The organism is Streptomyces sp. NPDC060184, from assembly GCF_042728795.1.
Taxonomy (GTDB): domain Bacteria; phylum Actinomycetota; class Actinomycetes; order Streptomycetales; family Streptomycetaceae; genus Streptomyces.
This window is the reverse complement of the sequence record NZ_JBHWYX010000061.1, coordinates 1-21647: the sequence shown is the minus strand read 5'-3', so window position 1 is coordinate 21647 and position 21647 is coordinate 1. Positions and strand designations below refer to the sequence as shown.

Below are 21647 nucleotides of genomic sequence, written 5' to 3'. Positions count from 1 at the left end.
GCGTCAGGATCGACGCCATGGACCTGTTGAGCACGCTGGTGGACAAGGGGTTGCGGCGCGAACTGCCGACCCGTGAAGAAGCGCTCGCCGTACTGGCGACCTCCGACGACGAACTGCTCGACCTGGTGGCCGCCGCGGGCAGAGTGCGACGGCAGTGGTTCGGCCGCCGGGTGAAACTCAACTACCTGGTCAACCTCAAGTCGGGCCTGTGCCCGGAGGACTGCTCGTACTGCTCGCAGCGGCTCGGCTCCGAGGCGGGCATTCTCAAGTACTCCTGGCTGAAGCCCGACGAGGCGTCACGCGCGGCAGCCGCCGGGGTGGCCGGGGGCGCCAAGCGGGTCTGCCTGGTGGCGAGCGGCCGGGGCCCCACCGACCGTGACGTGGAGCGGGTCTCCCGGACCATCGAGGCGATCAAGGACGAGAACGAGGGCGTCGAGGTGTGCGCCTGTCTCGGCCTGCTCTCCGACGGGCAGGCGGAGAAGCTGCGTTCGGCGGGTGCGGACGCCTACAACCACAACCTCAACACCTCCGAGGCCACCTACGGCGACATCACCACCACCCACACCTATGCCGACCGGGTGGAGACCGTGCGGCATGCCCAGGGGGCGGGGCTGTCCGCCTGCTCCGGGCTGATCGCGGGCATGGGCGAGAGCGACGAGGACCTGATCGACGTGGTCTTCGCCCTCCGCGGGCTCGACCCCGACTCCGTGCCGGTGAACTTCCTGATCCCGTTCGAGGGCACTCCGCTCGCCAAGGAGTGGAACCTGACGCCCCAGCGGTGCCTGCGGATTCTCGCGATGGTGCGGTTCGTCTGCCCGGACGTGGAGGTGCGGCTCGCCGGTGGCCGTGAGGTACACCTGCGGTCGATGCAGCCGCTCGCGCTGCACCTGGTCAACTCGATCTTCCTGGGTGACTATCTGACCAGTGAGGGGCAGGCGGGGCAGGCGGATCTCGACATGATCGCCGACGCCGGGTTCGAGGTGGAGGGCGCGGACACCACGACGCTGCCCGGCCACCGGGCCACGGCCGGCGCGGGCGCGGGATGCGGGGGGCATGCGGACTCCGACGGCTGCGGCGGCGCGGCTGAGGGCGGCGGTTGCGCCCCGTGCGGCGGGCCCGTCGCGGCGCAGGAGGTGCCCTCCGACGCCCCCGCGGAGGCGTCGGGCGCGGGCTCCGTCTCCGCCGCCGCGGCGCGTACGGACCTGGCGGCGCGCGGGGATCAGGCGGCGCGCGGGGATCAGGGGGCGCGTACGGACCTGGTGGCCGTGCGCCGACGGGGTGCGGGTACGGATCTCGCTCCCAATGCCTGAGGCGTACGTTCCGGGGCCGGCCCACTCCGCCCAGCCGGCCCCCGGTGGCCGGTCCGCTTCCGGTGGCCGGTCCGCTTCCGGTGGCCGGTCCGCTACCGGTGATCGGTCCGCTACCGGTGGCCGGTCCGCTTCCGCCGATGCCTCCGGGGACGTCGGCTCCCCCGTACGGACGTCCCCGCCCGCCCCCGTCCTGACGCCCGAACGGCTGCGCTCGCTGGACCGGGCCCATGTCTGGCATCCGTACGGGCCCATGCCCGGCCGGCAGGAGCCGCTGATCGTGGAGTCGGCTTCCGGTGTCCGACTGCGGCTCGCCGAACCGGTCCTCGGGCAGGGCGAGTTGGTGGACGGGATGTCCTCCTGGTGGTCGGCGGTGCACGGTTACAACCACCCGGTCCTCAACGGGGCAGCGCGTGGACAGCTGGAGCGGATGAGCCATGTGATGTTCGGCGGGCTCACCCACGAGCCCGCCGTCCGGCTGGCCGCCCGGCTGGTGGAGATCACACCGGCCCCCCTCCAGCACGTCTTTCTCGCCGACTCGGGCTCGGTCTCCGTCGAAGTGGCGGTGAAGATGTGCCTCCAGTACTGGCGTTCGGCGGGCCGGCCCGCCAAGCAGAGGCTCCTGACCTGGCGCGGCGGCTACCACGGCGACACCTGGCAGCCGATGTCGGTGTGCGACCCCGAGGGTGGGATGCACGAGCTCTGGTCGGGGGTACTCCCCCGGCAGATCTTCGCGGACGCCCCGCCGGACGGCTTCGACGCGGAGGTGGACGCGGACTACGCCGGGCATCTGCGCGAGCTGATCGCCCACCACGCCCACGAGCTGGCCGCGGTGATCGTGGAGCCCGTCGTCCAGGGGGCCGGGGGGATGCGGTTCCACTCGCCCGGGTACCTGCGGGTGCTCAGGGAGGCGTGCGACGCGCACGACGTGCTGCTCGTCCTCGACGAGATCGCGACCGGATTCGGCCGCACGGGGCGGCTGTTCGCCGCGGAGCACGCCGGGATCTCCCCGGACGTGATGTGCGTCGGCAAGGCACTGACCGGCGGCTACCTCACGATGGCGGCGACCCTGTGCACGACCGGCGTGGCCGAGGGCATCTCGCGCGGCGAGGTTCCCGTACTGGCACACGGCCCGACCTTCATGGGCAACCCGCTCGCCGCGGCGGTCGCCTGCGCCTCCGTCGACCTGTTGCTCGGCCAGGACTGGCAGGGCGAGGTCGCGCGGATCGGCGCCGGGCTGCGGACCGGTCTGGCCGGGGCCGCCGGGCTGCCGGGGGTCGTGGATGTGCGGGTGCTGGGCGCGATCGGGGTCGTACAACTCGACCACGAGGTGGACATGGAGGCCGCGACCCGGGCGGCGGTGCGCGAGGGGGTATGGCTGCGGCCGTTCCGGGACCTCGTGTACACCATGCCGCCGTACGTGACGGACGACGAGGACGTGGCACGGATCTGCCGTGCCGTGTGCGCTGCGGCGCGGGAAGGGTGACCATGACGATTCTGGTGGTGTCCGGTACGGGCACCGAGATCGGCAAGACGATCGTGACAGCGGCCGTGGCGGCGGCTTCGGGCGGCCGGGTGGCGGTGCTCAAACCCGCGCAGACGGGCGTCGCTCCGGGAGAGCACGGTGACGCGGCCGAGGTGGTGCGGCTCGCCGGCGGTGAGGTGACGGCGCTCGAACTGGCCCGCTATCCGGAGCCGTTGGCACCCGCGACGGCCGCCCGGCGCTGCGGGCTCGCCCCCGTACGCCCGCACGAGATCGCCGACGCCGCGCAGAAGCTCGCGACGGAGCACGATCTGGTGCTGGTCGAGGGGGCGGGCGGGCTGCTCGTGCGGTACGACGACGAGGGGGCCACGCTGGCGGACGCGGCCCGGCTGCTGGAAGCGCCGGTCCTGCTGGTGGCGGCTGCCGGGCTCGGCACGCTCAACTCCACCGCGCTGACGGCGGAGGCGTTGCGCGCCCGGGGCCTGGCCTGTCCGGGTGTGGTGATCGGCAGCATGCCGGCCGAACCGGATCTGGCCACCCGGTGCAACGTGGAGGACCTCCCGGTCGCCGCCGGTGCTCCCCTCCTGGGCGTGCTGCCGGCCGGGGCGGGTTCGCTGCGCCCCGCCGACTTCCGAGCCCGGGCGGCGAGTTGGCTCGCCCCGGAGCTGGGCGGAGTGCGCGGGATGCGGTGAGTCGGGGCCTGGTGCGCGGGAGTGGGGTGCGCGGGAGTGGGGGTGCGGGGTGCTGCGGCGAGCCGGCTCGAGTGCGGTGAGCCCGGGAGCGGTGAGCCCGGGAGCGGTGAGCCCGGGAGCGGTGAGCCCGGGAGCGGTGAGCCCGGGAGCGGTGAGCCCGGGAGCGGCGCGTGGAGCCCGGCCCCTGGGCCAAGCCCCGGGGGCCGGGCGTGGGGGTTCAGCCGCACCACGCGTGCAACTCCTCGGCGATGTCGCGCACTCCGGCCTTGCCCTCCTTCACCAGGCGGGCCAGGTCGCGCACGCGGTCGGGGGACGTGTGGACGCGAAGCCCGGAGGCGACCAGGTAGCCGTAGGCCACGGCCGAGGCGAACATCGCGTTGGAGTGCTCCAATGCCGGTACGTGCAGCAGCAGTTGGAGAAGCGAGGCCGCCCGGGCGTGCGGGCCGGCGTAGACCGGGCTGCCGAAGATCTCCGCCTCGTGCCGGCTGACGGCGGCGACGAGGGCGCCCCAGTCGGCGACGTGCGGATCGCCCGGCGTCCGGTGCTCGGCCACCATGAGCAGCCAGGAGAGATCAATCCGCAGGCTCTCGGGGCCGGGTGACGGTGATTCGGGTGACTCGTCGTGTTCCATACAGGGAGACCGTCTCGGGAAGGGGAAGGCGCTCGGCACCCGAGGAAGTCGGAGGAGCTCGGTCCGCGCGCGGGAACCCGTCGGTTCCGGAGCAGCCAGTATTCCTCAGCCGCGGGCACGGAGCGAACCCCCTGCGGGCGGTTGCCCCTGGCCGCCCTCCCCGCCTGCCGACTCCCGGTCAGGACGGCTGCCGCAGCCCCGCGACGAGGAGGGCGACCAGTCGGCGCGCGTCGTAGCGGGAGTCGCCGTCGGAGCCCACACAGAGGTTCCCGATGCCGCGCATGAGGTGGTACGCGTCGAGGTCGGCACGGATCTCTCCGGATGAGACCGCGGCGTCGAGGAGTTCGGCGCACACCGGCAGGAGGCGTTCCAGGAAGTAACCGTGCAGCGTCTCGTGACCGGCCTTGTCTCCCTGCATCGCGGCAGCCAGACCGTGCTTGGTGACCAGGAAGTCGACGAAGAGATCGACCCACCGCCCCAGGGCGGCATGGGGTGTCGGGCCGGCCGCCAGCAGTTCCGGGCCGGCTGCCGCACAGGCGTCGACCTGGTGCCGGTAGACGGCGATGACCAGGTCGGCCCGGGTGGGAAAGTGGCGATAGACCGTACCCACGCCCACACCGGCCCTGGCCGCGATGTCCCGCACCGGCGCGTCCACACCCGCGGCGACGAAGGCCGCCGCCGCCGCGTCCAGGAGGGCCTGCTGGTTGCGCCGGACATCCTTGCGCTTGGATCCGGCCACTACCCCCGTGTCCCGACTGCTGTCACCCACCGCGACACTCCTCCCGCGTCCACCCCCACCCCGCAAAGCGGAACCGTGTTCCGTATCGTTGCGGAGCGAGGTTCCGCTTCACTCATGATCGCAGACCGGAACACGGTCGGCCAGACCGCCCCACACCCCGGACGGAAGAGCGCGCGTCCGTCGGCGCCCGGCAGCCAGGACTCCCACCACCAAAGGGACACGCCATGGCCCTCGTCACCGGAGGCTTCGGCAGGGCGATCACCCTCCTCCAACTCGCCGACCGGTTGAACCACCGCACGTACAACGTCGGATCCGGCCGGCCACGACCAACGCACAGGTCATCGCAGCGATCGGGAAGGTGGCCCCGGAGGCCCGGCTCGACCTGCCCACGGGCAGCGACGTGCGGCAGCCGGTCCTCGACATCGGCCGCCTGAAGGAGGACACCGGCCACCGGCCCGCGGACGACACCGAGCGAGCCACCACCGACCACATCGCCTGGCTCCACGCGGGCAACAAGCGCTGACAGCGCCCGGAGCGCGCCCGATCACGGGGCTGCGGGCTGCGGGCTGCGGATTGGGCGATACGGGCTGCGACCGGCGCGCTCAGCGCTCGACGCGCTCCGTACCGAACTCCTCGGCGAAGACCGATTCGTACCGCTGCATGAAGTCGGCTGCCGCCTCGACGAAGGCGCGCCCCGCATCCCGCGTGTCCGGTTCCGCGCGTTCGTCCAGGGAGTGGGTCATGGTCGCCCTCCTCCGCCGTGCGGTCTCGGCTGCGACGGCGGCCTGGCTCGCTCGGACGTTCAGCTGGGTTCTGGACATCTCCCCAAGCTAGCGTCGCCCGGACCGCCCGAGCAAGGGGACCGGTCGGACGGTCCGGGCGACGCCGGGCACCGGGGCGGACGAGCGCCGAAAACTGCTCGACTCCCGCCGTTCCCCGGTGGTGGGATGCAGGCGTGAGCGATCTTCCGATGAGCGACCTTTCCCTACGCACCGCCAACCCCGAGGATCTGGACGCGATCCTCGCCTTCTGGAAGGAGGCCGCTGAGGGAACGAGCATCAGCGACGACCGGGACGGGATGGAGCGTCTGATGGCACGGGACCCCGAGTGCCTCATCCTGGCGGAACGCGACGGCCGGCTCGCGGGCACGGTGATCGCCGGGTTCGACGGATGGCGGTGCCACCTCTACCGGCTCGCCGTCCACCCGGAAGAGCGTCGACGCGGCGTGGCCACCGCCCTGCTGTCAGCCGCGGAGGAACGGTTCGTGCGCCTCGGGGGACGGCGCGGGGACGCGATGGTCCTCGACGCCAATGAGCGCGCCCACCACGCCTGGAGAGCGGCCGGATACGAACGCGAGTCCCATTGGAGCCGCTGGGTGAAGCACCTGTCCCGCTGACGGTCCCGCCCGGCCTCGGGGCAGGGCCTCGGGGGCGGGGGGCCGGCTCGTGGCCCTGTTGCGGAACGGCGGCGGGCCGGTCCGGGCGGTGGGGCCGGGCAGGCAGACCGGCGGACGGGCGGACCGGCGGACGGGCGGACCGGCGGACGGGCGGACCGGCGGACAGAGCGGTCGGACCTGGGCTTCATCGACGCGGAGACGGGTCCGTGGGCGGGTGCGTGGGCGGGTGCGTGGGCGGGGCCGACCGATCACTTTGCCGATCCTTTACTATGTATCTCTGTCCGACGGGCACAGTGATCAGTACGGAGACCTGCGCAGGACCGGGCCCCGTGCCGCCTCCGGGACTCCAGTGCGGTGATCGGTGCGCCGATCGGTACGTCCCGCCCCAGCCGAGAAAGGTGTGAGCGTCCGCCCATGGGCGAGCCTCCCAGTAGCCGAACCCGCCGGATTCGCGGACATCGCGCGATCCTCCACCCACTGCCCGATCATGGGACGGAGGTGAACCGATGACCGAAGTCCTTCTGCTGCTCGTGGCCGTGCTGCTCTCGATCGCCTGCGGCGCCTTCGTCGCCGCCGAGTTCTCCCTGACCACCGTGGAGCGCGGCGACCTGGAGCGAGCGGTCGAGCGGGGCGAGCGCGGCGCGGCCGGCGCTCTCAAGGCCGTCCGCAGCCTCACTTTCCAGCTCTCGGGGGCGCAGCTCGGCATCACCGTCACCAACCTGGTGGTCGGCATGCTCTCCGAGTCGTCCATCGCCAAGCTCATCCGGGGACCTCTGGTCGCCATCGGGCTCTCCGCCAGTCTGTCGCGGTCGGTGGCGCTGGTCATCGGTACCGCGCTGTCCACGGTGGTCCTGATGGTGGTGGGTGAGCTCGTCCCGAAGAACTGGGCGATCTCCTCGCCGCTGAAGGTCGCCAAGGCGGTCGCCACGCCGCAACGGGTCTTCACCGCCGTCTTCCGCCCCTTCATCAGCCATCTCAACAACACCGCCAACCGCATCCTGCGTCGGTTCGGCCTCGAACCGGCCGAGGAGCTGGCCTCCGCCCGGAGCCCGCAGGAACTGGCGGCCCTGGCACGCCACTCCGCGAAGGAGGGGGCGCTGGAGGCGGACACCGCCGAACTCTTCGTCCGCACCCTCAATCTGGCCGAGCTCACGGCGGAGAACGTCATGACGCCCCGGGTCCAGGTCACCGCTCTGGACGTGCAGGCGACCGCCGAAGACGTCGCGAACGCGACCCGCGCGACCGGGCTCTCCCGTTTCCCCGTCTACCGCGGCAGCCTGGACAGCGTCGTGGGCGTCGCGCACATCAAGGACGTCCTCGCGGTGCCTGCGGACCAGCGGCCCCGCAGAAGCGTCTCGGACTTGCTGCGGGAGCCCCTTCTCGTCCCCGAGACCCTCAGCGTCGACAAGCTGCTCGACCGTCTCTCCGGCCGCAAGCTCGCCATGGCCGTCGTCATCGACGAGTACGGCGGCACGGCCGGTGTAGTGACCCTGGAGGACATTGTCGAGGAAGTCGTCGGCGAGGTGCGTGACGAGCACGACCCGCACGAGACACCCGATCTGGCCCCCGCCGGGGAGGACGCCGACGGCCGCACTCTCTGGTCCGCCGACGGCGCCGCGCGCACCGACCAGCTCCGCACCATCGGTCTGCGCGCCCCGGACGGCCCGTACGAAACCCTCGCCGGGCTCGTCGCCAACGAGGTCGGGCGCATCCCCCGGGAAGGGGACAGCGTGGAACTGGCCGGGTGGCGGATCGACGTCGTGGACGCCTCCGGGCGCCGCGCCGCACGCGCCCTGCTGCACGCGCCGCTCCCTGGTGAGGACCCCCTGACGGAGGATGCCCGATGACCGTTCTCCAGCTCTTCATCGGCCTGCTGACCCTGGTCGTGAACGCGTTCTTCGTGGGGGCGGAATTCGCTCTCATCTCGGTGCGCCGAAGCCAGATCGAACCGGCGGCCGAAGCCGGCGACCGGAAGGCCCGCAGTGTGCTGTGGGGCCTGGAGCACGTCTCTGCGCTGCTGGCGGCGGCCCAGCTCGGCATCACCCTCTGCACCCTGGTGCTGGGCATCGTCGCCGAACCGGCCATCGCTCATCTGCTGGAGCCCGTGTTCGACGCGGTGGGGGTACCGCACGGTCTGGTGCATCCGCTGTCGTTCGTCATCGCGCTGACGGTGGCGACCTACCTCCACATGCTGCTCGGCGAGATGGTCCCCAAGAACGTCGCGCTGGCCGACCCGGTGAAGGGGGCGCTGCTGCTCGGCCCGCCGCTGGTGGCGCTGGCCAGGGGGCTGCGCCCGGTGATCTTCGCGATCAACGCGTTCGCCAACCTGTTGCTGAAGCTGCTGCGGGTGGAGACGAGGGGCGAGGTCTCCGCGACCTTCTCGGACGATCAGCTGGCGTTGCTGGTGAGGGACTCCGGGGACGCGGGGCTGGTGGACGACCGGTCGGCCGAGCGCCTGCGTCACGCCCTGGAACTGGGCAGCCGCCCCGTGCGGGACGTGGCCATGCCGATCGGGCAGATGGTCTCCACCCGGGTGGGCACGACCCCCGAGGAACTGGAGCGGCTCTCGGCCGAGTCCGGGTATTCGCGCTTCCCCGTGATGAACGGCGAGCAGCGGATACTCGGCTACCTCCACGTGAAGGACGCCCTGGACGCGGCCCCGCGCGACGTGCCGTTCCCCGTCTCGGCGATGCGCCCCATCGCCCGGGTACGGGCGGCCACCCCGCTCGACGACGTACTGACCGCACTGCGGCGCAGCCGTACACACTTGGCGGCGGTGCTGGACGACGACGACCGGCTGGTCGGCACGGTCACCATGGAGGACGTGCTGCGCGAGCTTGTCGGACGGCCGCGGTCCGGCTGACGCGAGGCGTCGACGCCTCGGTGCCTCCCTCGGTGCTCGGCGGAAGCCTCCGCGCGGGACACCGGGACACCGGGACACCGGGACACCGGGACGGAAACCGCTTCGGCCGTCTCCGCGATACGATCTCGGCGCCATGGATATGAATGCCTCGTACACCAGTTTCGTCGCGGTCGGTGACTCGTTCACCGAGGGCATGTCGGACCTTCTACCGGACGGTACGTACCGGGGCTGGGCCGACGTCCTCGCCTCCAGGCTGGCGGCTCGCTCCCCCGGGTTCCGGTACGCCAACCTGGCCGTCCGGGGCAAGCTCATCAGCCAGATCGTCGACGAGCAGGTGGAATCCGCCGCAGCTCTGCAGGCGGACGTGGTGACCCTCGTCGGCGGCCTCAACGACACCCTGCGCCCCAAGTGCGACATGGGCATGGTGCGGGGGCGACTCGAAGAGGCGGTGGAGCGCCTGGCGCCGTCCTGCAAGACGCTCGTGCTGATGCGAAGCCCGGGGCGCAACGGTCCCGTGATGGACCGCTTCCGCCCGCGCATGGAGGAACTGTTCGCGCTGGTGGACGATCTGGCCAGCCGGCACGGCGCGGTGGTCGCCGACCTCTACGGAGCTCCGTCGCTGGGCGACCCCCGGCTGTGGGACATCGACCGGCTCCACCTGACCGCCGAGGGACATCGAAGGGTCGCCGAGGCGGTCTGGCAGACGTTGGGGCTGCCCGCCGAGAGCGACTGGCGGACCCCCATGGGCGCGGCGGCGCCCGTTCGCTGGAGCACCCGCCGGATCGAGGACGTCCGCTTCGCCAAGCAGCATCTGGCCCCGTGGATCGGGCGCCGGCTCACCGGCCGGTCCTCGGGCGACGGCCGCCACGGCGCCCAGTTCGACGCGGCCTCGGGGCGGGCCTTCTGGGTCACCCCGGCGAACCCCGCCGACCCGGGTCCGGTGACTTCCTGGCTCCGGGACGACGCACCGCAGGGCGTGTAGGGCAGGATCAGATCTCGCGTGGGGCCGGCCCCGGGACCCGGCGCAGGGCCGCGGGTCCGGCCCCACGCGTCACCGCCCAGGGAGACGGCGTCCGCCCGGGCACACGAGCACACGAGCACACGAGCACACGAGCACACGAGATGGTGACCCCGGTCTCGTAGCAAGCCACAAAGCGGTCCCGGGCGCTGGCCTGCACAAACCGCCAGTAGAATCTCTTTACGTGACTGCTGTGTCTGCGAAGCCTCGCATCCCCAATGTCCTTGCCGGCCGCTACGCCTCCACGGAGCTGGCCGTTCTCTGGTCCCCCGAGCAGAAGGTGAAGCTGGAGCGTCAGCTGTGGCTGGCGGTGCTGCGTGCTCAGAAGGACCTCGGGATCGAGGTACCCGACGCGGCGCTCGCCGACTACGAGCGTGTTCTCGACCAGGTCGACCTTGCCTCCATCGCCGAGCGCGAGAAGGTCACCCGCCACGACGTGAAGGCCCGCATCGAGGAGTTCAACGCCCTCGCCGGGCACGAGCAGGTCCACAAGGGCATGACCTCCCGTGACCTCACCGAGAACGTGGAACAGCTCCAGATCCGCCTCTCGCTGGAGCTCATGCGCGACCGCACCGTGGCGGTGCTGGCGCGGCTCGGCAAGCTCGCCGGCGAGTACCGCGAGCTGGTCATGGCCGGCCGGTCCCACAACGTGGCCGCGCAGGCCACCACGCTCGGCAAGCGCTTCGCGACCGGCGCCGACGAACTGCTCGTCGCCTACGGCCGCCTGGAGGAGCTGCTCGCCCGCTACCCGCTCCGCGGCATCAAGGGCCCGGTCGGTACCGCGCAGGACATGCTGGACCTGCTGGGCGGCGACACCGCCAAGCTCGCCGAGCTGGAGCAGCGCATCGCGGGCCACCTAGGCTTCGCCAACGCCTTCACCTCGGTCGGCCAGGTCTACCCGCGCTCGCTCGACTACGACGTGGTGACCGCCCTCGTCCAGCTGGCCGCCGCCCCTTCGTCCGTCTCCAAGACGATCCGTCTGATGGCCGGGCACGAGCTGGTGACGGAGGGCTTCAAGCCCGGCCAGGTCGGCTCGTCCGCGATGCCGCACAAGATGAACACCCGGTCCTGCGAGCGGGTCAACGGCCTCATGGTCATCCTGCGCGGCTATGCCTCGATGACCGGCGAGCTGGCCGGTGACCAGTGGAACGAGGGCGATGTCTCGTGCTCGGTCGTACGCCGGGTGGCGCTGCCGGACGCCTTCTTCGCCTTCGACGGTCTGCTCGAAACCTTCCTGACGGTGCTGGACGAATTCGGCGCCTTCCCCGCCGTCGTGGCGCGCGAGCTCGACCGGTACCTGCCGTTCCTGGCGACCACGAAGGTCCTCATGGGTGCGGTGCGGGCCGGCGTCGGCCGCGAGGTCGCGCACGAGGCGATCAAGGAGAACGCGGTGGCCTCGGCCCTCGCGATGCGGGAGCAGGGCGCGGAGCGCAACGAGCTCCTGGACAAGCTGGCCGCGGACGAGCGCATCCCGCTGGACCGCGGGCAGCTGGATGCTCTGATGGCGGACAAGCTGTCCTTCACGGGGGCTGCCGGTGACCAGGTCACCACCGTGGTCAACAGGATCGAGGCCATCGTCAAGGAGCACCCCGCAGCAGCCGGGTACACCCCCGGGTCGATTCTCTGACCGGCTGTCGCCCCTCTCCTGTGACACCCGAAGAGTTGGCTGCCGCCCGTGACCGCATCGTCCCCGATGTGGTCGCGGGCGGTTTGCGTGTGCTGTTCTGCGGCATCAATCCCAGCCTCATGACCGCCGCCACGGGCTACCACTTTGCGCACCCCGGCAACCGCTTCTGGCCGGTGCTGCATCTTTCCGGTTTCACTCCCCGCAGGCTGGCTCCGGCGGAGCAGGCGGAGCTCCCTTCCTACGGCCTCGGCATCACCAATGTCGTCGCGCGGGCCACCGCGCGGGCAGACGAGTTGGCCGCCGAGGAGTACCGCGCGGGTGGACGGATCCTGGTGGAGAAGGTCGGCCGCCTGCGGCCTCAGTGGCTGGCGGTCGTCGGCGTGACGGCCTACCGGACGGCCTTCGGTGAGCGCAGCGCCCACATCGGCCCGCAGGAAAGGACCATCGGAGGCGCCCGGGTCTGGGCTCTTCCCAACCCCAGTGGACTCAACGCCCATTGGACCGTCGGCTCCATGGCCGAGGAGTACGCCCGTCTCCGCGCGGCCGTCGAGGAAGCTGCCATGGATGAAAGTCCCTTGTCCGAAGCTGTCGTGCGGAGCGACGACTGAGGTATCGCTGCCAGGCTGGGCTGCCGTCCACCCTGGAGCTTCGCCGCCGACCGGGCGGCCACACGGCCCGAGGACTCGGAAACCCGGATCGGTTCAGATGTCCCGGGTGCGTATCGCCCACCACCCGGCGAGGAGCGCGGCGGCTGTCCAGGCGGCTGTCACCGCCAGCCCGCTCCAGGGGCCGAGACTGCCTGTCGGAGTCTCGTGCAGAATCGCCTGGCCCGCCCGGTCGGGCAGGAAGTCAGCCACGCCGGCGGACACGTCCCCCACGACGAACGAGACGATCAGGATGAACGGGACGAGGATGCTCATCACGGCGACAGCGCTTCGGAGCAGCGCCGTGAGGCCTGCCGCGAAGAGGGCCATGAGCGCGAGGTAGACGCCACTGCCCAGCACGGCTCGCAGCGCCCCGGGATCCCCCAGTCCGATGGCGAACTCCCCCATGAACAGCTGCCCCAGCAGAAAGCTCACGAAGCCGGCTGCCTCCCCCACGATCAGCGCTGCCGTACCGAGGACGGCCATCTTCGACGCGTAGAAGAGACCACGGCGTGGCACCGCCGACAACGACACCCGCAGGGCTCCACCGGCGAATTCGGAGGAGAGCGCGGTCGCACCGAAGGCAATGGCCGCGATCTGACCGAAGTTCAGTGCATAGAAAGCGCTGAACAGCGGTTCGCCATCGAGATCATCCACCTCGCTCTGGCCGATGGTGGCGGAGAAGAGCACGGAGACGGCCACCGTGACCGCGAACACCGCTGTCAGAGAACCGTGGACCGCGCGTACGGACCTGGCCTTGACCCATTCCGAGCGAAGAACCGCGACCGCTGTGTGCGTCGACATCGTCATGCCTCCTTGCTTGAGACGGGGGATACGGCGGCGAACTCGGCGGCGTCCGCGGTGAGGTCCAGGTACGCCTCTTCCAGAGTGGCTCGCTCTTCCACGAGCTCCAGGAGGGGGATGTGTCGGGCCGCCGCCAGCGCACCGACTTCGCCGGCACGGGCTCCCTCGATCCAGAACGCCCCGTCACCGGCAGCCCTGGCGTCGTATCCCCTGCGGACCAGGAGATCGCGGAGTCCACTTCCCTCGGCTTCGCGCAGCCGCACCCGGGGGCGACTGCGCGAGGCGAGGAACGCGTCCGTCGGCATGTCGGCGAGGAGCCTGCCACCCCCGAGAATGATCAGGTGGTCGGCGAAGGCGGCAGCTTCACCCATCAAGTGACTGGACACCAGAACCGTGCGACCCTCACGGGCAAGCCGTCTCATCAGCTCACGGATCCAGACGATCCCTTCCGGGTCGAGCCCGTTGGACGGCTCGTCCAGGAGGACGACGGCGGGGTCCCCGAGCAGTGCGGCGGCTATGCCCAGCCGTTGGCGCATGCCGAGTGAGAACGTCTTGATCCGTCGCGCGGCGACCGTGGCGAGGCCCGCTTCCTCCAACGCGGTGTCCACTCTCCGCCGTGGGATGCCGTTGCTCACCGCCAGGGCGAGCACATGGTCGCGTGCGGTGCGGGATCCGTGCGCCGCTCCTGCGTCGAGCAGTGAACCGACCACGCGCAGCGGGTTGTCGAGGGTGGCGTAGGCCCGTCCGCCCACGGTCGCCGTGCCACCTGACGGGCGGTCGAGGCCGAGGATCATCCGCATCGTGGTGGACTTCCCCGCGCCGTTGGGACCGAGGAAGCCGGTGACACGGCCGGCCGCCGCACTGAAGGTGAGTCCGTCCACCGCGCGGGTGGCTCCGTACACTTTCGTGAGCTGATGCACATCGATGCTGGTCATGCACTCAGCCTGGCTGGCACGACGCACAGGCGTCCTCCCCCGACCGTGGGAATCCTCTCCCCCGTACGGGGGAGGTACAGCCGGACGGGCGCTGCCACCATGGCCCACATGCACCGTTTCCTTGCCCCACTGGCCGAGCCGGTTACCTACAGCCGTTGGATCCATCTCGTCGTCCCCATGGCTCTCATAAGCGTGTGGCTGTTCATCGAGCCGGGGGTCCCGTGGCAGCTCGCGCTGCTCGCGGTGCCCGTGGGGCTCCTCCCGGTGATGCGTGTGGGGGAAGGGGTCCAGGCACAGCTTCTGCTCACCCCCGGCGAGCGTGGTCGGGCCGACGCGACCATTTCCCTCTCGCCCGCCACGACCTGGGGTGAGAAGTGGCGGACCGTGCTCTGGCTCGAACTTCGTCTCCTGCTCTCCATCGTCGTGGGTACCGCCACGGTCTGGCTGCCCTTCATGGCGACCGACATGGTCCGTGCCGCGACGGGGGATTACACCGGCAACGGCATATTCCAACTGATCGAACCCCGTTCCTGGTACGTGGTGCTCGCCCCTCTTCCCCTTCTCCTGCTGCTGGCCCTCGTGGTCCTCTGCGGACGGTTCACCACGGCGGTGGCCCGCCGGCTGCTGGGACCGTCGAGGACCGAACGCATGGCAGCGCTGGAGGAACTCACGGAGCAGCTCCTGGAACGCAACCGCATCGCACGCGAACTTCACGACTCCATCGGCCACGCACTGACGGTTTCCGTGGTGCAGGCGGGTGCCGCACGCACGGCTGACGATCCGGAGTTCACCCGGCGCGCGCTCGTGGCGATCGAGGAGACGGGTCGCGCGGCGCTCGACGATCTGGAACGAGTGCTCCGGGTGCTGCGCGAGCCCGGAGCCTCTGCCGACCGCCGGCCGACACTGATCGCGATCGAGCAACTGCTGGAATCCGCACGAGGCTCCGGGGTCACCGTGGACGCCGAGGTGGTCGGACGTATCGACCACCTGCCCGACTCCCTGTCCAGAGAGGGGTATCGCATCCTTCAGGAGTCGCTCACGAACGCGCTGCGTCACGCCGGACAAGTTCCCGTCCGTGTGCGTATCGACGTCGAGAGGGACCGTTTGGAGCTCGATGTACGAAATCCTCTCGCCGGGTCCGTCCGCCGCTCGGCGACGGGGGGCCATGGGCTGCAAGGGATACGGGAGCGGGCGAAGCTGCTGGGCGGCAGCGCGAAAGCCGGACCACGCGAAGGCGAGTGGCGGGTCCACGTCGCTCTTCCCCTCCGGCATGCGGGGTGATCATCCCATGGCGCAGGGTGATCGCATGGCGGTGAAGGTCCTTCTCGTCGACGACGAGCCACTCGTACGCACCGGCCTGCGGGCGGTGCTGGAATCGCAGCCGGACATCGTGGTGGCCGGGGAAGCGGCGGACGGTGCCTCCGTACTTCCACTGGTGCGGCAGCTACGCCCGGACGTGGTCGCCATGGACGTCCGGATGCCCTTGATGGACGGAATAGAGGCGACCCGGCTGCTGCTCCGTTCCCTGGCCGAACCTCCGAAGATCCTGGTGGTCACGACATTCGAGAACGACGAGTACGTGTACGAGGCGCTGCGCGCGGGTGCGGACGGATTCCTGCTCAAGCGTGCCCGGCCGATGGAGATCGTGAATGCCGTCCGGCTGGTGGCCGAGGGCGAGTCCCTGCTCTTTCCTGCGGCTGTGCGTCGGCTGGCCTCCGAGTACGGGACGAACAAAGCCCGCGCGGTGGTGGAGCGGGCGGCTCTCACCGATCGGGAGGAGGCGGTGCTCCGGTTGATGTGCCGGGGTCTGTCCAACGCGGAGATCGCGACCAAGCTGGTGGTGGGCACCGAGACGGTCAAAACCCATGTCAGTGCGCTGCTGACCAAGCTCGGAGCCAGGGACCGCACTCAGGCCGTGATCACGGCGTACGAGTCAGGCTTCGTGGTCCCCGGTTGAGGAGTGAACCAGGGGTCCGAATCATGGGAATCAAGGGGGCAGGGTCCTGTCGCGGTGGGCAGAGGCCCGGTGACGGGGCAGGAGCCCTTTGACGGGGGCAGGGGGCCCATTGCCGGAGGGGGAAGGGGCCCGATGACGGAGGGGACAGGGGCCCGATGACGGAGGCACGGGCCCGGTGGCGACGGCAGGGATCCAGTCACGAGGCTGGGATCCGGTCCACAGGGGCACGGGCCCGGTGGCGGGAGGCGGGAATCCGGTCCCTGGCCAGCGTCCCCGGCGCGTGAGGCCGTCCCGCATCCCGTTCGTCGAGCGTCACGGAGGTGCCGCCCGGTTCGGAGCGACTGACGAAATCCGGCCACAGGAGGACCGTCCACGTGGAACACCGGGCGACCGGTGGTTATCAGAAGCGGCTCGGCTCCCGCCGGCGTTCGCGGAGCCTCATCCCACCGAGTACCATCCGGCAGACACAGGGGCGTGAGGAGGACACACGTGGGGCGGCTGACCGGTGGAGACCCGTCGTTGTTGCGGCGGATCAATTCCGCGGTAGTACTGCACGCCCTGCGTGGAGCCGAGCTCCCCACACTCTCGGACCTGACCCGGATAACCGGTCTTTCCCGGCCAACGGTCGAAGGGGTGGTCGAGGGCCTGTTCGAAGCCGGCCTGGTCGTGGAGGCGGTGCCCGACGAGGGAGAAGCGCGGCGCCAGGGCCGCCCAGCGCGGCGGTTCCGCTTCCGCGCCGAGGCGGGTCATCTGCTGGGCATCGAGATCGGTCCGCACCGGGTCTCCGCCCTGATGGCGGGGCTGGACGGCAGGATCATCGGGGCAGGGCAGCGGCAGGTCTCCGAGTCCGCGGCTGCGGACGACCGGCTCGATCAGGTTCGCGCCATGATCGCCGACCTGCTCCGTCGTACGGGCGTGGCCAGAAGCAGCCTGCGGGCCGTGGGAGTGGGCAGCCCGGGGATCGTGGAGGCCGACGGTACGGTCCGGCTGGGCACGGCGCTTCCCGGCTGGACCGGGCTTCCCCTCGGGGAGCGCCTCCGGCGCTCGTTCCGGTGCCCGGTCCTGGTGGAGAACGACGCCAATACGGCCGCCGTGGCGGAGCATTGGAAGGGCGCCGCGACGGAGTCGGACGACATCGTCTTCGTCCTGGCCGGGTTGAGCCCGGGCGCGGGTTCGTTGATAGGGGGACGGCTGCACCGGGGTTACGGCGGAGCCGCAGGCGAGATCGGCGCGCTCCATCTGCTCGGCAGGGAGGTCACGCCGGAGCATCTGCTGTCCACGACCGACACCCCGCTCGACCCGCTGGACGAGCCCGCGGTGGCGGCGGTGTTCACCAAGGCGCGACAGGGCGACAGTGGCGCCCAGGAGGCGGTCGAACGGTTCATCCAGCGGCTGGTGCACGACGTCGCGGCGCTCGTGCTGGCGCTCGACCCGGAGATCGTGGTGGTCGGCGGTTGGGCCGCCGGGCTCGACGGGGTGCTGGACCCGCTGAGGAACGAGCTGGCGCGCTACTGCCTGCGCCCGCCCCGGGTCGCCCTGTCCCTGCTCGGGGAGGCCGCCGTCGCGACCGGGGCCCTGCGGCTGGCGCTGGATCACGTGGAGGAGCAACTGTTCGCAGTGGAGGGAACGGTGACGGCCCGCCGCTGACTGCGGCGGGCCGTCGGGTCCGCGAATCGCCTCGATGCCGCGGGGATCGCCCCGATGCCATGGGGCGGAGTGCTCAGGAAGCCTGACGCTCCTGGTCGTGGCTGATCTCCAGGGCTCCGGAGTCCCCGAAGGTGAGCCGGCAGGTGTCGGCACGGTAGGTGGCGACGGAGACGGCGGCGGTGCCGCCCGCGGCGAAGTAGCGCGTGGTGACCACCAGGACGGGGGCGCCGGGCAGCCTGTCGAGTTCCTTGGAGTCGTCCGCGCTGGCCGAGCCGAGCTCGACCGACCGGTCCTGTCCCTCAAGGCCGAGGCGGTGCAGCTCCCGCAGTACACCGCGGGCGCGGGCAGGGCCCGTGGACGCTTCGATCGCGGACAGGTCGGGGACGGACGCGGACGGCACGTACAGCAGTTCCGCCGCCACCGGCTGCCCATGGGTGACCCTGATCCGGCGGATCACGTGGACCACCTCGTCGGCCGCCACGTCCAGCGCCGCGGCGACGGCCGCGGGGGCGGTGCCGCGGGTGCACTCGACGGGCTGCCACGCCTCGTCGGCCACGGCTCCCGTCCACTCCTGCTGGGCCGTGGAGACCGCGACGCCCACCCTGGGCGGGGCGACGGTGGTGCCCACCCCCCGTCGGCGCTGAAGTCTGCCTTCGAGTTCGAGCTGCTCCAGAGCCTGCCGGAGCGTGGCCCGTGCGACTCCGAACCGGGCGGCGAGGTCCCGCTCGTTCGGCAGGATCTCACCCACCGCGAAGTCCGAGTCGAGTGCCTCACTGAGCACGGTCCTCAGGTGCCAGTACTTCGGCTCCTGCACCGTTTCCAGCTGCGTGGTCCCCACCCTGTCCTCCGCAATCGCCCAGCGGCCTTTTCCGCGACAACATTTATTAAAGGTTCTTTTCTTAACGTAAGGACCATAGGACGGCGCACCGACTTGGTCAAGACCAATCCTTGCCCCGGGGTGCCGTGAAACGGCCTTCCGGCACAGAGCGTTCACAGGACGTTCGTGGGACGAGGGGCGTTCACAGGGCGTTTCGTGGGACGAGGGGCCGGCAGGCTCTGCCGAGGTCGACGCCGGGCCCTCGCTGGGTCGCGTACGCCACGCCGCTGACGGCGGATCGGCTCCCGCTGCCCGTTCGGGAGACACCGGCTCTTGAACTGAAAGCTACCGAGCGGTAGTTGTTGGTGCACGGAAGGGTGTTCACCCACTCCTTCATCCACTCCGGGGAGCGGCCATGACCGACACGGCATCGTTCAGTTTCGACACACCCGCGGGCTCGCGGGCGCTCTCGCTGGCGTACGAACGGACCGGTGCCGGGCAGCCGCTGCTGTTGCTCCACGGCATAGGCCATCACCGGCAGGCGTGGGATCCGGTGGTACGGGTCCTCGCGGGCGAGCGCGATGTGATCAGCGTGGACCTGCCGGGCTTCGGTGAGTCCGCGGCGCTTCCGGACGGTGTCGCGTACGACGTGCGGACGGTGGCCGGAGCGTTGACGGCCTTCTGCTCCGAACTCGGCGTTCCACGCCCCCATGTGGCGGGGAATTCGCTCGGAGGTCTGCTCGCGCTGGAACTCGGCCGCACCGGACGCGCCCGATCCGTCACGGCCCTCTCCCCCGCCGGGTTCTGGACCGGGCCGGAGCGCCGGTACGCGTTCGGGACGCTCTGGGCGATGCGCCGGGGCGCCCGGGCTCTCCCGGTTCCGCTGATCGAACGCCTCTCCGGGAGCGTGGCCGGGCGTGCCGCTCTCACCAGCACCATCTGCGCCCGGCCCGGGCGCCGCTCACCGGAGGCAGTCGTCGCGGAGACCCTCGCGCTCCGGAACGCGGCCGGATTCGAAGGGACGCTGGCCGCCGGCCGGAACGCCTCCTTCACCTCCGACGTGCCGGGCGTCCCCGTGACCGTCGCCTGGGGCAGCCAGGATGTGCTGCTGCCCCGTCGGCAGGGTGTCCGGGCCAAGCGCGTCATACCCGGTGCCCGGCTGGTACGGCTGCCCGGCTGCGGTCATGTGCCGATGAATGACGACCCCGCCCTGGTGTCCCGGGTCATCCTCGACACCAGCCGCTGAGGGGGCCGGCCGGGGGAAGACGGCCGCGCCACGGAACCGTTGTTCACCTCGGGTTGGGGTGGGCGCCTTCGCCGCGCGTTAGGCATGGTCCTGCGCGCGCCGGAGGTGATCGGACGCGCACGTCGTACACCCCGCACCCTTCCCGGAGGCGCATCGATGACGAACCGTCCGCACATCCACTCCCCCGGCCGCCGGACCGTACTGCGCGGTTCGCTCCTCGCGTCGGCCGCCGTCGGACTGCCCGCGCTCACCGGTGCGCCCGCCTTCGCGCGGTCGGGCCGCCCGTCCGCAGAGTGGGGTGTCCAGGTCGGCGACGTCACGGCTTCCACCGCACTGGTCTGGGTGCGCTCGGACCGTGCGGCACGGATGCTCGTCGAGACGTCGGCCACCGAGTCGTTCCGCGCGTCCCGCCTCTGGCACGGTCCGCTGATCGGTGCCGGGACGGACTTCACCGGAACGACTCCGCTGCACGGGCTGCCGGCCGGCGAGCAGATCCATTACCGGGTGACGCTCGCCGACCCGGACGATCCGCGTCGCACGGGCCGCCCGGTGTACGGGACTTTCCGTACCGCCCCGGCGAAGCGGCGTGACGGGGCGCGGTTCCTCTGGTCCGGCGACATCGCCGGGCAGGGGTGGGGCATCAACCCCGACATCGGTGGCCACACCGTCTACGAGGAGATGCGGAGGCTCGACCCCGACTTCTTCCTGTGCAGCGGCGACAACATCTACGCGGACGGGGTCATCGAGCCCAGCGTGACCCTGCCCGACGGCCGGATCTGGCGCAACGTCACGACCGAGGCGAAGGCGAAGGTCGCCGAGACCCTCGACGAGTACCGGGGCAACTTCCGCTACAACCTGCTGGACGGCAACGTCCGCAGGTTCAACTCCCAGGTGCCGTCGATCGTCCAGTGGGACGACCACGAGGTGCGCAACAACTGGTACCCCGGCCAGATCCTCGACGACGTGCGCTACACCGAGAAGAACGTGGACGTGCTGGCGGCACGCTCGGTACGGGCCTACCGCGAGTACCTTCCCGTCTCCACACTCCGCGCCGCGCCGGGCGAGGGCCGCATGCAGCGGGTGGTCCGCCACGGCCCCCTGCTCGACGTGTTCGTGCTCGACATGCGCTCCTTCCGCAACGCCAACTCGCCCGACCGGCAGGCCGACGACACCACGGGCATCCTCGGTGCCGAGCAGCTCCAGTGGCTCAAGGGCGAGCTCTCGCGGTCCCGCGCCGTGTGGAAGGTGATCGCGGCCGACATGCCGCTCGGGCTGGTCGTGCCCGACGGTGCCACGGACTTCGAGGCGGTCTCCCAGGGCGACCCGGGCGCCCCGCTCGGGCGGGAACTCCAGATCGCCGAACTGCTGCGGTACATCAAGCACCAGCGGATCACGGGGACCGTCTGGCTGACGACGGACGTGCACCACACCTCCGCCCAGCACTACGTCCCCGAGCGCGCCGCCTTCAAGGACTTCGCGCCTTTCTGGGAGTTCGTCTCCGGCCCGCTGGCCGCGGGCGCCTTCCCGGCGAGCGCGCTGGACGGCACGTTCGGCCCGGACCGCGTGTTCGTCAAGGCACCCGTCCAGTCCAACCTGTCCCCCATGGAGATGCCTCCGTTCTACGGAGAGGTCGACATCGACGGAGAGAGCGGGGAGATGACGGTGCGTCTGAGGCAGCAGGGCGGCCAGGTCCTCTTCTCCAAGGTGCTGCAGCCCGGCCTCACGGGTCAGTGAACGCACGCGGCCTTGCGGTGTGACCGGTCCGGGGGCGGGGGCGGGGGCCGCGGGGGGGGCCCCCCCCCCCCCCCCCGAGAGGGGTGGGGGCGGAACGGGTTACACAA

Annotated in this window: 21 protein-coding genes; 15 read left to right on the top strand and 6 right to left on the bottom strand. The window is 71.1% G+C overall.

Features of this window, described 5'->3' with window-relative positions:
• Positions 1-17 precede the first annotated feature (17 nt).
• From bioB to bioD, 3 genes are read left to right on the top strand one after another with little or no spacing between them, the layout of a single operon-like run.
• On the top strand, positions 18-1310 hold the full coding sequence (gene bioB, locus ACFWEE_RS29605) for a biotin synthase BioB (RefSeq protein ID WP_386893746.1): 1293 nt from the start codon (positions 18-20) through the stop codon (positions 1308-1310).
• Positions 1303-2793 carry an adenosylmethionine--8-amino-7-oxononanoate transaminase gene (locus ACFWEE_RS29600; protein WP_386893744.1) on the top strand — a complete coding sequence of 497 codons (1491 nt, stop codon included), beginning with the start codon at positions 1303-1305 and terminating at the stop codon, positions 2791-2793. The genes bioB and ACFWEE_RS29600 overlap by 8 nt, the downstream gene beginning before the upstream one ends.
• Before the next feature lie 2 nt (positions 2794-2795).
• Positions 2796-3482, top strand: coding sequence for a dethiobiotin synthase (bioD, locus tag ACFWEE_RS29595; RefSeq protein ID WP_386893742.1), 687 nt, complete (start codon positions 2796-2798; stop codon positions 3480-3482).
• Positions 3483-3699: 217 nt separating this feature from the next.
• Here bioD and ACFWEE_RS29590 read toward each other — a convergent pair whose 3' ends face one another.
• Together ACFWEE_RS29590 and ACFWEE_RS29585 are read right to left on the bottom strand one after the other, a co-directional pair.
• Positions 3700-4113 carry a fic family toxin-antitoxin system, toxin component gene (locus ACFWEE_RS29590; RefSeq protein WP_386893740.1) on the bottom strand — a complete coding sequence of 138 codons (414 nt, stop codon included), beginning with the start codon at positions 4111-4113 and terminating at the stop codon, positions 3700-3702.
• Positions 4114-4291: 178 nt separating this feature from the next.
• Complete coding sequence (locus ACFWEE_RS29585) at positions 4292-4882, bottom strand: TetR/AcrR family transcriptional regulator (protein ID WP_386893738.1); 591 nt, start codon at positions 4880-4882, stop codon at positions 4292-4294.
• Between the two features lie 328 nt (positions 4883-5210).
• On the opposite strand from ACFWEE_RS29585, the gene ACFWEE_RS29580 reads away from it, so the two are divergent.
• Positions 5211-5375: a hypothetical protein gene (locus ACFWEE_RS29580; protein ID WP_386893736.1), complete on the top strand. Its 165-nt coding sequence runs from the start codon at positions 5211-5213 to the stop codon at positions 5373-5375.
• 79 nt (positions 5376-5454) lie between these two features.
• Here ACFWEE_RS29580 and ACFWEE_RS29575 read toward each other — a convergent pair whose 3' ends face one another.
• A complete protein-coding gene (locus ACFWEE_RS29575) occupies positions 5455-5673 on the bottom strand; it encodes an antitoxin (RefSeq protein ID WP_386893734.1) in 219 nt (72 codons plus the stop codon).
• A 149-nt stretch (positions 5674-5822) separates the two neighbouring features.
• Here ACFWEE_RS29575 and ACFWEE_RS29570 point away from each other — a divergent pair, with 149 nt between their 5' ends.
• From ACFWEE_RS29570 to mug, 6 genes are all read left to right on the top strand, one after another.
• Positions 5823-6248 carry a GNAT family N-acetyltransferase gene (locus tag ACFWEE_RS29570; protein WP_386893788.1) on the top strand — a complete coding sequence of 142 codons (426 nt, stop codon included), beginning with the start codon at positions 5823-5825 and terminating at the stop codon, positions 6246-6248.
• A 506-nt stretch (positions 6249-6754) separates the two neighbouring features.
• Entirely contained in the window at positions 6755-8095 is a 1341-nt protein-coding gene (locus tag ACFWEE_RS29565; RefSeq protein WP_386893732.1) for a hemolysin family protein, read from the top strand.
• Positions 8092-9111 carry a hemolysin family protein gene (locus ACFWEE_RS29560; RefSeq protein WP_386893730.1) on the top strand — a complete coding sequence of 340 codons (1020 nt, stop codon included), beginning with the start codon at positions 8092-8094 and terminating at the stop codon, positions 9109-9111. Before ACFWEE_RS29565 ends, ACFWEE_RS29560 begins: the two co-directional genes overlap by 4 nt.
• A 133-nt stretch (positions 9112-9244) precedes the next feature.
• Positions 9245-10093: an SGNH/GDSL hydrolase family protein gene (locus ACFWEE_RS29555; RefSeq protein WP_386893728.1), complete on the top strand. Its 849-nt coding sequence runs from the start codon at positions 9245-9247 to the stop codon at positions 10091-10093.
• A gap of 220 nt (positions 10094-10313) precedes the next feature.
• Entirely contained in the window at positions 10314-11756 is a 1443-nt protein-coding gene (gene purB / locus ACFWEE_RS29550; protein ID WP_327174441.1) for an adenylosuccinate lyase, read from the top strand.
• Between the two features lie 20 nt (positions 11757-11776).
• Complete coding sequence (gene mug / locus ACFWEE_RS29545; RefSeq protein ID WP_386893725.1) at positions 11777-12364, top strand: G/U mismatch-specific DNA glycosylase; 588 nt, start codon at positions 11777-11779, stop codon at positions 12362-12364.
• A 93-nt stretch (positions 12365-12457) separates the two neighbouring features.
• Here mug and ACFWEE_RS29540 read toward each other — a convergent pair whose 3' ends face one another.
• Positions 12458-13210 (bottom strand): ABC transporter permease, encoded by a 753-nt coding sequence (locus ACFWEE_RS29540; RefSeq protein WP_386893723.1) that lies wholly within the window; start codon positions 13208-13210, stop codon positions 12458-12460.
• The gene (locus ACFWEE_RS29535) at positions 13207-14139 is read right to left on the bottom strand and encodes an ATP-binding cassette domain-containing protein (protein ID WP_386893721.1); all 933 of its coding nucleotides are present in this window, start codon (positions 14137-14139) and stop codon (positions 13207-13209) included. Before ACFWEE_RS29535 ends, ACFWEE_RS29540 begins: the two co-directional genes overlap by 4 nt.
• 108 nt (positions 14140-14247) lie before the next feature.
• On the opposite strand from ACFWEE_RS29535, the gene ACFWEE_RS29530 reads away from it, so the two are divergent.
• The 3 genes from ACFWEE_RS29530 (at position 14248) to ACFWEE_RS29520 (ending at position 17743) form a co-directional block, all read left to right on the top strand.
• Positions 14248-15420 carry a sensor histidine kinase gene (locus tag ACFWEE_RS29530; protein WP_386893719.1) on the top strand — a complete coding sequence of 391 codons (1173 nt, stop codon included), beginning with the start codon at positions 14248-14250 and terminating at the stop codon, positions 15418-15420.
• Positions 15421-15445: 25 nt separating this feature from the next.
• Positions 15446-16096: a response regulator gene (locus ACFWEE_RS29525; RefSeq protein WP_386893717.1), complete on the top strand. Its 651-nt coding sequence runs from the start codon at positions 15446-15448 to the stop codon at positions 16094-16096.
• A 489-nt stretch (positions 16097-16585) separates the two neighbouring features.
• The gene (locus ACFWEE_RS29520; protein WP_386893715.1) at positions 16586-17743 is read left to right on the top strand and encodes an ROK family transcriptional regulator; all 1158 of its coding nucleotides are present in this window, start codon (positions 16586-16588) and stop codon (positions 17741-17743) included.
• A 73-nt stretch (positions 17744-17816) separates the two neighbouring features.
• Here the strand turns inward: ACFWEE_RS29520 and ACFWEE_RS29515 are convergent, their stop codons facing one another.
• A complete protein-coding gene (locus ACFWEE_RS29515) occupies positions 17817-18581 on the bottom strand; it encodes a GntR family transcriptional regulator (RefSeq protein WP_386893713.1) in 765 nt (254 codons plus the stop codon).
• A gap of 394 nt (positions 18582-18975) precedes the next feature.
• Here ACFWEE_RS29515 and ACFWEE_RS29510 point away from each other — a divergent pair, with 394 nt between their 5' ends.
• Positions 18976-19806, top strand: a complete 831-nt coding sequence (locus ACFWEE_RS29510; RefSeq protein ID WP_386893711.1) for an alpha/beta fold hydrolase — start codon at positions 18976-18978, stop codon at positions 19804-19806.
• A 156-nt stretch (positions 19807-19962) separates the two neighbouring features.
• Complete coding sequence (locus tag ACFWEE_RS29505) at positions 19963-21540, top strand: alkaline phosphatase D family protein (RefSeq protein WP_386893709.1); 1578 nt, start codon at positions 19963-19965, stop codon at positions 21538-21540.
• Positions 21541-21647: the final 107 nt, after the last annotated feature.